This is a genomic window from Ectobacillus sp. OTK (genome assembly GCF_059698935.1).
In genome coordinates, this window is sequence record NZ_AP048547.1 from 472,931 (window position 1) to 487,551 (window position 14,621).

At 40.4% G+C, this 14,621-nt stretch carries 10 protein-coding genes; 9 read left to right on the top strand and 1 reads right to left on the bottom strand.

The annotated features are described in order from the left end of the window. Window positions 1-150 precede the first annotated feature (150 nt). From AC6HZ4_RS02490 to AC6HZ4_RS02505, 4 genes are all read left to right on the top strand, one after another. Window positions 151-2,043, top strand: coding sequence for a site-specific DNA-methyltransferase (locus AC6HZ4_RS02490; RefSeq protein WP_497493475.1), 1,893 nt, complete (start codon window positions 151-153; stop codon window positions 2,041-2,043). Window positions 2,044-2,061: 18 nt separating this feature from the next. After that, a complete protein-coding gene (locus AC6HZ4_RS02495; protein WP_497493476.1) occupies window positions 2,062-4,920 on the top strand; it encodes a DEAD/DEAH box helicase family protein in 2,859 nt (952 codons plus the stop codon). Between the two features lie 553 nt (window positions 4,921-5,473). Further along, window positions 5,474-6,418 carry an L-lactate dehydrogenase gene (locus AC6HZ4_RS02500; RefSeq protein WP_497493477.1) on the top strand — a complete coding sequence of 315 codons (945 nt, stop codon included), beginning with the start codon at window positions 5,474-5,476 and terminating at the stop codon, window positions 6,416-6,418. A gap of 381 nt (window positions 6,419-6,799) precedes the next feature. Continuing rightward, window positions 6,800-7,519, top strand: coding sequence for a YebC/PmpR family DNA-binding transcriptional regulator (locus AC6HZ4_RS02505; RefSeq protein WP_497493480.1), 720 nt, complete (start codon window positions 6,800-6,802; stop codon window positions 7,517-7,519). A 113-nt stretch (window positions 7,520-7,632) separates the two neighbouring features. Here AC6HZ4_RS02505 and AC6HZ4_RS02510 read toward each other — a convergent pair whose 3' ends face one another. Beyond that, complete coding sequence (locus AC6HZ4_RS02510) at window positions 7,633-7,857, bottom strand: hypothetical protein (protein ID WP_497493481.1); 225 nt, start codon at window positions 7,855-7,857, stop codon at window positions 7,633-7,635. Between the two features lie 183 nt (window positions 7,858-8,040). Here AC6HZ4_RS02510 and AC6HZ4_RS02515 point away from each other — a divergent pair, with 183 nt between their 5' ends. The 5 genes from AC6HZ4_RS02515 (at window position 8,041) to psiE (ending at window position 14,539) form a co-directional block, all read left to right on the top strand. Continuing rightward, window positions 8,041-9,162, top strand: a complete 1,122-nt coding sequence (locus tag AC6HZ4_RS02515; RefSeq protein ID WP_497493482.1) for a sugar diacid recognition domain-containing protein — start codon at window positions 8,041-8,043, stop codon at window positions 9,160-9,162. Window positions 9,163-9,304: 142 nt separating this feature from the next. Further along, window positions 9,305-10,579: a GntP family permease gene (locus AC6HZ4_RS02520; RefSeq protein WP_497493483.1), complete on the top strand. Its 1,275-nt coding sequence runs from the start codon at window positions 9,305-9,307 to the stop codon at window positions 10,577-10,579. A gap of 27 nt (window positions 10,580-10,606) precedes the next feature. Continuing rightward, complete coding sequence (locus AC6HZ4_RS02525; RefSeq protein WP_497493485.1) at window positions 10,607-11,740, top strand: glycerate kinase; 1,134 nt, start codon at window positions 10,607-10,609, stop codon at window positions 11,738-11,740. Window positions 11,741-11,895: 155 nt separating this feature from the next. Then, window positions 11,896-13,704: a bifunctional metallophosphatase/5'-nucleotidase gene (locus AC6HZ4_RS02530; RefSeq protein WP_497493486.1), complete on the top strand. Its 1,809-nt coding sequence runs from the start codon at window positions 11,896-11,898 to the stop codon at window positions 13,702-13,704. Window positions 13,705-14,131: 427 nt separating this feature from the next. Next, window positions 14,132-14,539: a phosphate-starvation-inducible protein PsiE gene (gene psiE / locus AC6HZ4_RS02535; protein ID WP_497495572.1), complete on the top strand. Its 408-nt coding sequence runs from the start codon at window positions 14,132-14,134 to the stop codon at window positions 14,537-14,539. The last annotated feature ends 82 nt before the right edge of the window (window positions 14,540-14,621 follow it).

Genomic DNA, 14,621 nt, shown 5'->3' on the forward strand with positions numbered 1-14,621 from the left:
TTATTGCAAATATGGAAATAATCAAAGGGAACATGCTGTTACGTCCATGAAGACAAAGAATGATTTTCTGCTTTTATGATGATTATGGCCGTGATTTATGAGAAGGCAGAAATGTTGGAATCGAGTTTAGGAGAGGATGAGGTGTAAACTATGTCGATTGAGGAATTAAAAAGACCATCACGTATAGATGAAGACCGTATCCAGAAATTGAAAGAACTTTTTCCAGAAGCATTCTTTGGAGGTGTTCTGAATTTAGAGAGACTTAAGGAAGAGATAAATGGTATAGGAGAGGAGGCTGCAGAGGCCAATGCTGAAGAGTCCTATGGTTTGCAATGGGCAGGCAAGAGAGAAGCTAGAAAACTTGCATTTCTTCCTGCAGAGGGAACGCTTAATCTAATTAAAGGTGAGGGAATTGCAGAGGAATGCTCTAACAATTTCTTTCTTGAGGGTGACAATTTAGAGATTCTCCGTATATTACAGAAGAGCTATAGACAGAGAATAAAGTTGATCTATATTGATCCTCCCTATAATACAGGAAATGACTTTGTGTATAAGGATGATTTTAAAGAGCCGTTGAAGAGCTATTTGCTAAAAAGCGGGCAAGCAGATGAAGAGGGATTGTTGACCAGCAACCCAAGGGTAGGAGGGCGTTTCCATGCAAAGTGGTTAAGCATGATGTACCCAAGGATTAGGCTGGCAAGGAATCTCTTGAGCAGAGAAGGAGTCATTTTTATCAGTATTGATAATAATGAGCTTGCCAACTTGATATTGCTTATGAATGACATTTTTGGGGAAGAGAACTTTATAGGGACTATTGCTATTCAAAGTAATCCCAGAGGAAGACATCTTGAAAAACATATCGCAACCTCCCATGAGAATATTGTTGTGTATGCAAAAGACTTTGATAGAGCAGTTATAAATAAAAGTCCTCTAACAGAAGAACAGAAGAAAGAATATAATCTGGAAGATCAGCAAGGCAGATACCGTCTGCTTGGATTAAGAAAGCGAGGATCTTTCTCTAAGAGAGAAGAGCGTCCTAATCTGTATTATCCTGTATACTATTCACCTGAGAAAGCTGATTTAACGCTTGAAAAGATTCCGGGTTATGTTGAGATCATTCCAAGGCTAAGTGACGGAACGGATGGTGTTTGGAGATGGGGAAAAGAAAAGTTTGTTCAAGATAAAAGCCAGCTAATTGCAAGGGAGATTTCTGCCAGAGGTGAGTGGGATGTATTCCAGAAGGACTATCTGTCAGAAGATTCGGCAAGGAAATATAAAACGTTGTGGTTTGATAAGGATGTCAACTATGAGAATGGAAAGAGGGAGATACGAGAGCTTTTCGGCGGGGATGTTCCATTTGATACTCCGAAGCCAGTGAATTTAATTAAAAGAATCATTCAAATGGGAATGGGAAAGGATGGTATTGTTTTGGATTTCTTTGCTGGTTCAGGTACTACTGCTCAAGCAGTCTTAGAGCTGAATAAAGAGGATAATGGAGGCCGTCACTTTATTTTAGTACAAATTCCTGAACCAGTTGAGCATAAAGAGTTTGATGATATTGCAGATATTTGTAAAGAGAGGATTAGAAAAGTTATCCTCGCTCTGCAAGAGAAGGACCCTAACTCAGGTCAGGATAGGGGGTTCGTTGTTTATAGGCTGCAGAAATCCAATATCCCAAAATGGAACAACACTGCATTTGATAATGTGAATCTTCTTCAGGAGAAGCTCGATATTTTTACGAATACTCGCTTCATAGAAAGCTGGGATTCACAGAATATTGTTATTGAATTGATGCTTAATCAAGGTTTCCCTCTTGATAGTGAAATTTCAATAAAGGAGAGAGAAGGAAATACAATTTGGACTGTACGTCATCTGGACATGCCATTTCAGATGCACATCTGTTTAGATGAGAAGCTTAGCGAATCCACAGTAGCGATGATTGCAGCTAATTTCCGCAATGACACATTCATTTGCTTAGATGATGCTCTCTCTGATAGGGATAAGGTGATTTTAAGTGAAAGCATGAAAGTAAAGACAATCTGATAGGGAGAGATATGGCAGATGAACAAGAAACTCACATTCCAATTTGACCCTAATCAGAGTTATCAACTTGATGCGATTGCCAGCGTGATAGACCTTTTTGACGGAATTCCGTATCAAAATCAGCAGGACATGCTTTCAGGAGCAATGGAAGACATTGTTGCAAATTTTCCGGAAGATGAGCCTATTAATGAGCTTCTTTTGGAGGATAATCTGCGGTCAATCCAACAGCGCAATAATGCTGAGAAAAAGGGCAGTGAATTGAAGGTCAGCAGTGAATTAGTTGTAGATGCTGGAATGGTCATGGAAAATACAGGATACGATTCTGTTCGTGTCCCGCATTTCACCGTCGAAATGGAGACAGGGACGGGTAAAACCTATACATACCTTCGTACAATCCATGAGTTAAGGCAGAGATACGGTTTTAGAAAATTTATTATCGTTGTTCCAAGTGTCGCAATTTATCAAGGCGTTATCAAGTCCATTGAGGTGACAGAAAGCCATTTCAGGCGGCTATACGATAACCAAGAGATTGCCAGTATTCCATATGATAGTAGTAAGCTGAGTGAAATCAAAACGTTCGCTGCAAATACAGAATTGACTGTCATGATTATGACAATTGATGCGTTTAACAAGTCTTCTAACAATTTCTATAAGCATACGGAGAAGCTCCCTGGTGAATGGAAGCCGTACCAGTATGTCCAAGCAGCAAGGCCAATTTTGATTTTAGATGAGGCGCAGAATTTTGAATCCGACAAGGCAAGGGAAGCGTTGCGTACCTTAAAGCCATTGTTTGCATTGCGTTACTCTGCAACCCATAGGGAAACACCAAACCTTGTATATCGTCTGACACCGATTGATGCATTCCGTCATAACTTGGTCAAGCAAATTGAGGTTATTGGGGTTTCTGAGCTTGATAACTTAAATGAGACACTATTACGACTTGTGGAAGTGACAAAGAAGCCAATAACAGCAATTGTGAAAGCGATGGCTTTGGACAAAGGTGAACTGATTGAGAAAGAGATTGTGCTAAAGCAAGGCGATAATCTTGCGGAAAAGACGAAAAACCCTGAATATGAAGGGTTTATTGTAGCTGAGATTCGTTATGGGAAAAAGGAAGAAGAACAATTTATCCAATTTGAAAATGATAAGTCTCTAAGTGTTGTGGACTCAGTGCTCTCTAAAGAGGGAATTTTTCGAGCCATGATTGAAAGAACTATTTTAGAGCATATGGAGTGTCAACAAAGGTTGAAGGAGCAGAATGTAAAGGTTCTTTCATTGTTCTTCATTGACCGAGTCAAAAACTACACTGCTCCAGATGGAGTCATCAAGCGTTTGTTTGACGAGACATTTGAGCGGTTGAAGCATCTCTATCCAGAATTTGAAGATAGGAAAGCGGAAGACGTGCGCGAGGGGTATTTTGCTAAGAAGAGACAAGATGCTCCTGATGAGGAAGCAGTCGATACGGAAGGAAAGACACAGGCGCAACGTGAAATGGAGAAGCAAGCATTCGAGCTTATCATGAAGAATAAGGAACGCTTGCTTTCATTTGACGAACCAGTGAGTTTTATCTTCGCGCACTCTGCTTTGAAAGAAGGCTGGGACAATCCGAATGTATGCCAGATTTGTACGCTAAACCAGACGAGTTCTACAATGAAGAAGCGACAAGAGATTGGACGCGGGATGCGTCTCTTGGTCGATCAAGAGGGGAAGCGCTTGGAAGACCATAATTACAATATACTGACAGTAATTGCAAATGAGTCATATGAAGCATTTGTATCGAGGCTGCAAGAAGAGTATGTAGAGGATGGCGCGCAAGCCCCGCCAAGACCGAAGAAACTTGAGCAGGGAAAGATGGGACGTAATGATTGCTTATATAATTCAAAGGAGTTTCGAGATTTCTGGAACAAATTGAACAAGCGGATAATGTATTCTTTAAAGATTGATACTGAGAAATTAATTGAGAAATGTGTAGAGCGCTTGAATATGGCTAAATTCCCAAGTCCATTGATTGAGATATCAAGGGGCAGCTTTGTACTGGAAGATTATACAATTTCATTGTTGGACATTGCGAAAGACAGCTCAAGTGCTAAAGTTCGTATCCAAATGGAAGATACACAAGGAAATATTCAAGACAATATTATTAAGATTGCGGAAAAGGATGATCTTAAAAAAAAGGTTGGGAATGAACGATTGCGCGGTTTTAAAGTGCTTCGTATCGACGAACAGCACGGCGAGCCATTCGTCAAATTTAAGAATGAGGTTATACTCAAGCGATTTGAGCCGCATCGCTTCACGGCTGAGAAAGCTGTTAAAGCACAGAAAAGGGTTATGGAAGCGGAAAAGACCGAGTATCCAATCCCTGATTTCATCAGTCGTGCAGCAAATGAAACCTCTTTGACAAAGAAGACGGTTTTGGAAATTTTCAAGCGAATGAATCCACTGCAAAAAGAGAAGATTTTCGATAATCCAGAAGGATGGATTTTTGAATTCCTATCGCAAATCCGCATCACGCTGAGTGATCATGTAATAGAGAATATTGACCTTAAAATCATTGGTGATAGTGAGGTCTATGACATGGAGAAGTTTTTTTCTGAAACCGTAAAGCATCCAAAAGGAGAGCTTGTAGACTTGGGAAAAGCGTGGCCTTACTCTATGATGCAGGCAGATTCAGACATCGCACATGGATGTATCAGTGAACAGATCGTTTCTGATACTAAAGAAGATAAGACTGTACTTTATTTCAAATTCCCGCCAAAGTTTCGGATTCAGTTGCCAAAGATTATAGGTAATTATAACCCTGACTGGGCCATAGTAAGAAAATCCGAAGATGGATTGTTTAAGCTGGAGCTGGTTCGTGAAACAAAAGGAGGCCGCTGAAGCAATGCAAGTCCCGCACTCAAGTTTCGTCATGAAAAACGTTATAGTAAGTGCTGATGTCGCGGCGCAAATAGTAGTATCGGCTTCTTTACAGGAGGAGTTAATTAAGAAAGCTGGCCGTAATCTAGGTTAGCAGTTATATCTCCTAGATATAGCTGCAGAGCAGGTGGGAGATGTTCAGAAAATTTGCAGCGTAATATCCTAAAATGAATGGGCCGGTCCGGGTGGAAATTTACCCTGACTGGCTTTTTAGAACTTCATTTTTAAAAAGTATTCTGTAATCATATTAAGAAAAGCTGCTTGTTTGAGTACTTCCGCTTGCTGCCTTGCTCATTTAGGCAGAATTTTTGGGTTTATGTTAATTAAAAAGGAATCACTTACTCTTATTAAAATGTTTTTATCATTGTAAATGTGAAAATGTTCACAAATAAGTCATTGATTATGTGAAAATATTCACAAGTTTTGATGTATAATCAACTTGTCTTTATTAAAACTTATAGTTACAACAGTAAGGAAATTCTCCTTACAAATTTGCGCGAGGGAGATGCTGGAAATGAATCAAAAAATCAATCGTGTTGTTTTAATTGGAACAGGAGCTGTAGGATGCAGCTATGCATATTCTATGATTAATCAAGGAATTACAGAGGAACTTGTGCTAATAGATGTGAATGAAGCTAAATCAGAGGGAGAGGTAATGGATCTCAATCACGGTATTCCGTTTGCTCCTAAACCAACAAGAGTATGGAACGGAACTTACCAGGATTGCCAACAGGCGGATTTGGTCGTTATTACTGCAGGGCTAGCACAAAAGCCTGGTGAAACACGTCTAGATTTAGTTGTAAAGAACACTAATATTTTTAAACAAATTGTAAGGAATGTTATGGACAGCGGTTTTAATGGTATTTTCTTAGTAGCTACAAATCCAGTAGACATACTGACATATGTAACGTGGAAAGAGTCTGGATTACCGAAGGAGCGTGTAATTGGCTCTGGAACGACTTTGGACTCAGCACGCCTGCGCTTTATGCTAGGAGAGTATTTCAATGTAGACCCAAGAAGTGTGCATGCGTTAATTATTGGGGAGCATGGTGATACTGAATTACCTGTCTGGAGCCATTCTACAATCGGAATTGAGCGACTGGATGCTTTTCTTAAGAGAAAAGGAGAATTTAAAAAGGAATGCCTAGAGAATATTTTTGTAAATGTGCGCGATGCTGCATACCACATTATTGAACGAAAAGGCGCTACGTACTATGGAATTGGCATGTCTCTCGTTCGAATTACAAAGGCAATACTTAACAATGAAAACAGTGTTCTGCCTGTCTCTGTGTACCTAAATGGTGAGTATGGACATAAAGATGTGTATATTGGGGCACCTGCTATCATTAATCGTGAGGGTGTCAGAGAAGTGATTGAGGTTAATTTAAATGAGACAGAGAGAGAACAATTTGCACATTCTGTTAAAGTATTAAAGGAAACGATGGCTCCTGTTCTGTAATTATAAAATGGATTTTCGCGTGGAGTATTCAAATTTTAATATGATATGCTTCAAGAAAACGGCAGAGGTTGAGTCTCTGCCGTTTTTGTTTATGAGAGAAGGAGGAACAAGAAAAGGCTTAGTTGGTTTGGAAAATTACAGAAAAATGTTTTTATAAATGAAATGAAAACTGTCTATCTTTTTTTGATCATTAGACTCGTAACAAATTGTATAATTGAGGTATAATATAATTTGTTAAATAGGGTATCTTCCATTTATATTGTTTGTTAGCAAGAAGGTAGTAACGAACTCTTTATTGTTATTTTGAAAAAGTATTGAAGGAATAGCTGATTTTATGTTAATACTTTTTGTAGATTCAAAGTTGAAAGAGAGTGAAGCAGTATGGGTCGTAAGTGGAACAATATTAAAGAAAAGAAAGCGTCAAAGGATGCAAATACGAGTCGTATCTATGCAAAGTTTGGACGCGAAATTTATGTAGCAGCTAAGCAAGGCGAGCCTAACCCGGAATCCAATCAGGCTTTACGCGTTGTACTTGAGCGTGCTAAAACGTACAACGTACCAAAAACGATTATTGATCGTGCAATTGAAAAGGCGAAGGGCGGTTCAGAGGAAAACTATACCGAGCTTCGTTATGAAGGCTTCGGACCAAATGGATCGATGATAATTATAGATGCGCTGACAAATAACGTAAATCGTACTGCAGCGGAAGTACGTGCCCCATTTAATAAAAACGGCGGTAACCTGGGTGTAAGCGGATCTGTAGCATATATGTTTGATGCAACGGCTGTTATCGGTATTGAAGGAAAGACAGTAGATGAAGTACTTGAACTATTAATGGAAGCGGATGTAGACGTACGTGACGTGTTAGAAGAAGAAGAATCAGTTATCGTATATGCTGAGCCGGATCAGTTCCATGCTGTGCAGGAAGTATTCAAAAATGCTGGTATCACTGAATTTACAGTTGCAGAGCTAACAATGCTTCCGCAAAATGAGATAAAACTCCCAGAGGATGCACAAGCGAAGTTTGAAAAACTGATTGATACATTAGAAGATTTAGACGATGTACAGCAAGTCTACCACAATGTAGATTTAGGTGAATAATACATGAAAGCAGGCCTTTTTGTAACACAAAAGGTCTGCTTATTTATATTGTTTCATAGAAGTCCGCGGCCTCGTTATAATGCCAAATAGAATCGAACCATTTGATTTTAGCTTTACTGAAATTCTTCCATATCACGCAGTAAGGCTTTAGATTCAATCCCTTCCTCTACCACCAATTTAAGTGTTTTATTGAATGGAAGAGTGTATAGCGCAAGTAATGTTTTAGCATCAAACATTTTTTCCTCGTCGTGAACCCAAATATCGAAACCATAGCTGGTAGCGATTTGATTTAGTTTTAACACATCGTCTTTGTTCCTTAATTCAAAATGAATAACCATGATATTCCCCCTTTTTTAGTAATTATAATTTGAAAATTCAAAATTACAATAATTGAAACGAAATAAATATATGATTGTTTTATAAATGTGACAGGGAGATGTCCATCCTTACAAGTATTTGTAGATAATGATAAGAGTGGAATTAGCAGTTTTTTTAGTTCTGAAATAGAAGGCAGGTTAGTTATGAAATTTTTAAACAGGTCATTAGCCCAGGAAATTGTGGATCGAACGATGAAAATCATTAAACGAAACATTAATGTCATGGATGATAAAGGCATTATCATTGGGTCGGGAGATAGAAGCCGCATTGATTCCATTCATGAAGGGGCAATGAGGGTCCTAGAGGATCAAGAGGGATATGAAATAAGCGAGCTGGAAGCAAAGCGGATGCAAGGGGTAAAGACTGGAATCAATCTTCCGATTACCTTTAATGAACAGGTTGTTGGTGTGATTGGAATTACAGGTCCGCCTGAGGAAATTCGAAGCTTTGGGGAGCTGGTGAAAATGGCAGCGGAAATGATTCTCCAGCAGGCTGTTTTATTAGATCAAATGCAGTGGGATGAGAGGCTGAAGGAAGAGTTGATCAGCCAGCTTCTCCACAGCTCAGAAAGCTTGAATTCCCTCTATTTCGAAAGAGTAAGAAGGCTTGGGATTGATTTAGATCTTCCTCGTGTTGCAGTTATTCTTACGGCGGCCGATCGTCCGCTTGCTTTCAAGGTTCTTCGGGATAAGCTTGGGAAAGAAGACTTATATGTTATGCATCCTGATTATATTGTCCTTCTTAAAAAAGTGCATTTAAGGAGCTCTCTTTGGGATTCATCCAGCATGGCATCAGAAATGGAGAAGTGGATTGCCAACATGGAAGCGTATCATGGGATCCGCTGTAAAATGAGTATTGGCAGCTATCATCAAACAATAGAGGGGATTGCGGAATCCTATCAGGAGGCAGTAATGACGCAGCGAGTCGGAGAAAAGCTTCATCCTTATAAATCTCTTTACTTGTTTGAGGATTATAAGCTGCCCGTATTCCTTGCCAGGGCAAATGCGCTTGGAATTGGAGAGAAACTTGGCCCTTATTATCGGCAACTAAAGCAGAATGATAAAAAAGGAGAATTGATTGAAACTCTTCTTGCTTATGTGGAGGAGAATGGAGATATTCATGCAATTACCGGAAGATTATATATCCACCGCAATACGTTGAGATACCGTTTGGATCGTATAGCGGAGTTAACAGGAAAGGATCCGCGAAAGGTAAAGGAATTGCTGGAGCTGTACCTTTCTATCCTGCAGGAGCAAATTACATAGCTATCAGATTTTGTGCAAATGAACAAAAGATCCGAAGGAAATCGGGTCTTTTTTTGATACATTGAATAATGAAAACGCTTGTGTTAACGCTTACAATTATTTGTACAAATAGCTTATATAACCATCTAAGGAGGAAGTTCATATGGATGCTCATGTTCAAGTAAGTGCATTAGGAGCAATTTGTGCACTGATTATTGCTATTATATTGATTTTAAGGAAGGTATCTCCTGCTTATGGAATGATTGCCGGCGCTTTGATCGGCGGCCTCATTGGCGGGGTTGATATAACAAATACTGTTACGTTAATGATGGAGGGTGCGAAGGGGATTATTCCCGCTGTCTTAAGGATTCTTGCAGCCGGCGTTCTAGCTGGGGTTCTGATTGAATCCGGCGCTGCAGCGGTCATCGCTGAGACGATTGTAAAAAAGCTAGGTGAAACGAGAGCTCTGCTCGCATTGTCCATCGCGACAATGATTTTAACATCTGTTGGAGTATTCATTGATGTAGCTGTTATTACCGTTTCTCCAATTGCCCTCGCTATTGCGAAAAGGGCCGGTATTTCTAAAACTGCCATTTTGCTCGCTATGATCGGCGGCGGGAAAGCAGGGAACATTATGTCGCCAAATCCGAATGCAATTGCCGCATCAGATGCTTTTAAGGTTCCATTGACTTCTATTATGGCAGCCGGTATCATACCAGCAATTTTCGGGCTTGTTGTTACGTATATTCTTGCAAAAAAGCTTGTTAAAAAGGGTTCAAGTGTAAACGCTGTAGAAGCTCAATCACATAATGGGGGAAACCTTCCAGCATTTTTCCCGGCGCTTGCGGCTCCTCTTGTGACCATTATTTTATTGGCGCTAAGACCATTGTTTGATATTAGCATTGACCCAATGATTGCCCTTCCGATTGGCGGGATTGCCGGTGCGCTTGTCATGGGCCGAGGCAGAAATATAAATGAGTATGCTGTTTCAGGATTAGGGAAAATGACCGGTGTTGCCATTATGCTCCTTGGTACAGGAACTCTTGCTGGAATTATCGCGAATTCAGGACTAAAAGATGTTTTAATTGATGGTTTAAATGCTCTTGGTCTTCCAGGGTATGTGCTTGCTCCGGTTTCTGGTATCTTTATGTCGGCAGCAACGGCATCCACAACTGCAGGTACTGCGGTGGCGAGTCAGGTATTCAGCTCAACTATTTTAGAAATGGGCGTATCCGCTTTAGCAGGTGCCGCTATGATCCATGCCGGTGCTACTGTTCTAGATCATCTGCCGCACGGAAGCTTCTTCCATGCAACCGGCGGAAGCGTTAACATGGAAATCAAGGAAAGATTGAAAGTAATCCCTTATGAAACGCTTGTAGGGTTAATGATCACTATTATTTCGACTTTAATTTTCGGTGTGTTTCGCTTTTTTGGATAATGGGAAAATAGATGGGAGTGTATGGAGATGAAGATAGTAATTGCACCTGATTCATTTAAAGAAAGTCTCACAGCGCTTGAGGTTGCAGAATCAATTGAAAAAGGATTCAAGCGTATCCTTCCTAATGCAGAGTACGTAAAAGTCCCAATGGCAGATGGGGGAGAGGGAACGGTTCAATCACTTGTTGATGCGACAGGCGGAGAAATTATTCAGAAGCAGGTAACAGGTCCGCTCGGTGAGCCAGTTGAAGCCTTTTTTGGAATTCTTGGGAACAAGAGCACAGCTGTGATTGAGATGGCTGCAGCCTCCGGCCTGCACCTTGTGCCAGCTGACAAACGAAACCCTTTATTGACGACTACCAGGGGAACCGGAGAACTCATCGCCGCTGCTCTTGATTATGGTGTAAAGCATATTATTATAGGAATCGGCGGAAGCGCTACTAATGATGGCGGCATGGGTATGGCTAAAGCTTTAGGCGTTCAATTTCTGGACAAGAATGGAGCAGAGATTAGTGAAGGAGGAGGTGCGCTTGGAGACTTAGCATCTATTAATCTCTTCAATGTAGATTCACGTTTGAAGAATATTAAAATTGACGTTGCTTGTGATGTAAATAATCCGCTAACCGGTGAAAGAGGGGCTTCTGCTATTTTTGGCCCGCAAAAAGGAGCGACTCCGGAAATGGTTTCTCAATTGGATGATTGCCTAGGGCATTTTGCTGATATAGTAGAACGGGATCTTGGCAAACAGATTAAGGATGCACCAGGAGCTGGTGCTGCTGGTGGACTTGGGGGAGGATTACTGGCATTTTTACCTGCGGAGCTCAAACGAGGTGTTGATATTGTCATTGAAGCAACTAGCCTGTCCGATCTGGTTCAGGATGCTGATTTAGTTATCACCGGGGAAGGGAAAATTGATGGACAGACGATTTTTGGGAAAACGCCTATTGGTGTAGCGAAAACAGCTAAAAAGCATGGTGTTCCGGTCATTGGCATTGCTGGAAATGTATCCAGTGACAGTCAGATTGTTCATGAATATGGGATTGATGCTGTTTTCAGTATTGTCCCAGGAGTTGTCCCGCTTGAGGATGCATTTGCACATGCAAAGGAATATGTGGAGAGAACAGCCGCTAATATCGCTGCTGTCTGGAAAATGAAAAAATAGTGGATGAAAACCGCAGGAGGCCTGCGGTTTTTTTGTATTCTCAAACATCGAAATGTATCTCTTGATTATGGAACACCTTAAAGCTGGAATAAGGTTGTTCAGGATACAAATAATAGATGTGTTTCATCATCTTATAGGATAAGGAGGCAGTGTTTATGAGGCTTTTTATGCAAATTTCTTTTATATGGCTTTTTGTATTCGGCTTAATGGGATGCGGTGGTACTGATCAGAGTGCTGTCGAGAATCCAAGGAATGTAAAGCTTCAAAATTATCAAGGAAAGAAAGGGATACATACAGAAGAAACAAAACTTTTAGGAGTTAGCCAACAAGAGACAGGTACTGGGCAGGCTGGCAATCAGACGGGCACAGAAGATAAGTGGAATAAGCAAGGGCTATCCAACGACTATCATGGCCACATTAACAACCGCCCGCCTCAAAAGCAGACTAAAAAACCTGCAAGTAATCCTCAGTATGTTAAAATTCAGTTGCTCGGGATTAATGATTTACATGGCCAGTTGAATGTAACTCGCAAAGTAAATGGGAGGCCTGTCGGACGAGCAGACTACCTTGCTGCCTATTTAAAGAAGCGTGCTGCGGAAAATAAAAATACTTTATTTGTCCACGCAGGAGATATGGTTGGTGCGAGTCCTCCAGTTTCTGCCTTGCTGCAGGATGAACCTACGGTTGAGTTCCTGAATCGGATGCAGTTTAATATCGGTACGGTGGGGAATCATGAATTCGATGAAGGTGCCAATGAGCTTCTCCGTTTGATTAACGGCGGAACACATACAGCAACAGGTAATTTCGGAGGAGCAACATTTCCTTGGATTGCAGCCAACGTAATCGATGAAAAAACAGGCAAGCCAATATTGTCTCCCTATAAGGTGATAAAGGTGAATGGCATGCAGCTTGGATTTATTGGCGTGTGTACCATCGATACGCCAAATGTAGTAATCCCTAGCGGAGTGAAGGGGATTAAGTTCATTGATGAAGCAGAAGCAATCAATCGCTCAGCGGCCGAACTGAAAAAAGCAGGAGTACGATCTATCGTTGTTCTTGCCCATAACCCGGGATCTTCAGGCTTTAATGGTGAACAAGCTGTTGGAAGATTGACGGAAATAGCGAACGCGGTGGATGATGAGGTTGATATCATTTACGGAGGCCACAACCATGCTTATATGAATGCAACAGTGGATGGGAAGCTGCTCGTTCAATCCTATTCCTATGGAACGGCCTTTTCAGATGTTGATGTAGAGATTGATCCAAAAACCAAAAATATTATGAATAAAAGTGCGGAAATTATAAACGTATTCCAAGATGGAATTGAGCCTGATGCAGAAACGGCTCAGATGATTAAACAATATGAGGAAAAAATAGAGCCTATCGTAAATCGTCTAATTGGAACAGCAAAAGCACCATTAACCTCCTTGCAAAACGAGGATGGTGAGTCTGTCTTAGGAGATATTATTGCCGATTCTCAGCGCGCTGCAATGAAAACAGATTTTGCTTTGATGAATCCTGGTGGAATTAGGGCGGACATTGATGCGGGAGATGTTACATGGGGCAATCTGTTTACAGTTCAGCCGTTCAACAATAATCTAGTTAAGATGAATCTAACCGGCCAGCAAGTACGGGCTGTACTAAATCAGCAATGGCAAGGAGAAAAGCGGACAATGCTTCAGATTTCCGGCTTTACCTACACATGGGATGATAACCAGCCTGTTGGTCAAAAGGTTATGAATATTCAGCTCTCTGATGGAACAGGCTTGGATCCAAATAAAAGCTACACTGTAACCGTGAATAGCTTCCTAGCTGATGGCGGTGATGGCTTTACCATATTTAGGGAAGGGACAAATAGAGAAACAGGCCCTGTTGATTTAGATGCCTTAGTAGATTTTATCAAGGCACAACCACAGCCGTTTAGCGCTAATATTGAAGGAAGAATTCATAAAATGAAGTACTGATGCTTGCATTTGAAGTGAGCTAGAATGGGCTAATAAAAAGTAAAGCGGCAGGGTCTAATGAATCTAAGGACGAATGGAATGTGGAAAAACAAGTAGATTTTATGCAGCCTTGTTTTTCCATATTTAAGGATGTGTAAATTCCAGATGGAAGACCATTTGACGTAACGGGAAATTTTAGGAATAAAGCATCAGTGCAACTACGCCTCTGTCTTCGCCTGAGGGCTCGCCGATCAGCGAGTTTTCTTTACGTGCAGGCATATTATCATGGAAAATTTAATTTTTTAGTTGTTGAATTATGCTCCCTTTTTTAGGTAACATAGTAGATGGGTTTGGGACTTATTTCATTTATTTCCTAACTTTGGGGTGATTTATCGCAGCTTGAAAAAATAACCATATTGGAGGCGTTTCAGTGAAGGAGCAAGGTAAAATGACTTGGTCAAAGCTTAAGATTTCAGCCATTCTTCAATCCATCTTAAATATTGCGTTAATTATATTAGCTATTACCTTGTGCTTTATGCTGGGTAAGGAAATTATCCATTTTATTCGTTTTTCTCTGTTTGGAGAAGGCGTCGATGCACACTATCAGCTTCTTGAAGGTATTCTAGTTTTCTTTTTGTATTTTGAATTTATCGCAATGATTGTAAAGTATTTTCAAGAGCATTATCACTTCCCAATACGCTATTTTTTATACATTGGTATTACTGCATTAATTCGCTTGATTATTGTACATTATGAAAATCCAATGCATACGCTTTTATATACATTGGCTATTCTAGTGTTAGTGATTAGCTTTTTTATCATGAATTCTGCGACAGCACGGCGGGAAAAGTTATAATCTATTCTAAACAAAGAATAAGAAAGCTCAAGAAATCTAACGATATAAAGTTTCTCGAGCTTTTTTTATTTTCTGGAACGTA

What these genes read in the sequence shown, in the direction of transcription:
- AC6HZ4_RS02490 (WP_497493475.1), top strand. Translation starts at nt 151, where the DNA reads ATGTCGATTGAGGAATTAAAAAGACCATCACGTATAGATGAAGACCGT.
- AC6HZ4_RS02495 (WP_497493476.1), top strand. Translation starts at nt 2,062, where the DNA reads ATGAACAAGAAACTCACATTCCAATTTGACCCTAATCAGAGTTATCAA.
- AC6HZ4_RS02500 (WP_497493477.1), top strand. Translation starts at nt 5,474, where the DNA reads ATGAATCAAAAAATCAATCGTGTTGTTTTAATTGGAACAGGAGCTGTA.
- AC6HZ4_RS02505 (WP_497493480.1), top strand. Translation starts at nt 6,800, where the DNA reads ATGGGTCGTAAGTGGAACAATATTAAAGAAAAGAAAGCGTCAAAGGAT.
- AC6HZ4_RS02510 (WP_497493481.1), bottom strand. Translation starts at nt 7,857, where the DNA reads ATGGTTATTCATTTTGAATTAAGGAACAAAGACGATGTGTTAAAACTA.
- AC6HZ4_RS02515 (WP_497493482.1), top strand. Translation starts at nt 8,041, where the DNA reads ATGAAATTTTTAAACAGGTCATTAGCCCAGGAAATTGTGGATCGAACG.
- AC6HZ4_RS02520 (WP_497493483.1), top strand. Translation starts at nt 9,305, where the DNA reads ATGGATGCTCATGTTCAAGTAAGTGCATTAGGAGCAATTTGTGCACTG.
- AC6HZ4_RS02525 (WP_497493485.1), top strand. Translation starts at nt 10,607, where the DNA reads ATGAAGATAGTAATTGCACCTGATTCATTTAAAGAAAGTCTCACAGCG.
- AC6HZ4_RS02530 (WP_497493486.1), top strand. Translation starts at nt 11,896, where the DNA reads ATGAGGCTTTTTATGCAAATTTCTTTTATATGGCTTTTTGTATTCGGC.
- psiE (WP_497495572.1), top strand. Translation starts at nt 14,132, where the DNA reads ATGACTTGGTCAAAGCTTAAGATTTCAGCCATTCTTCAATCCATCTTA.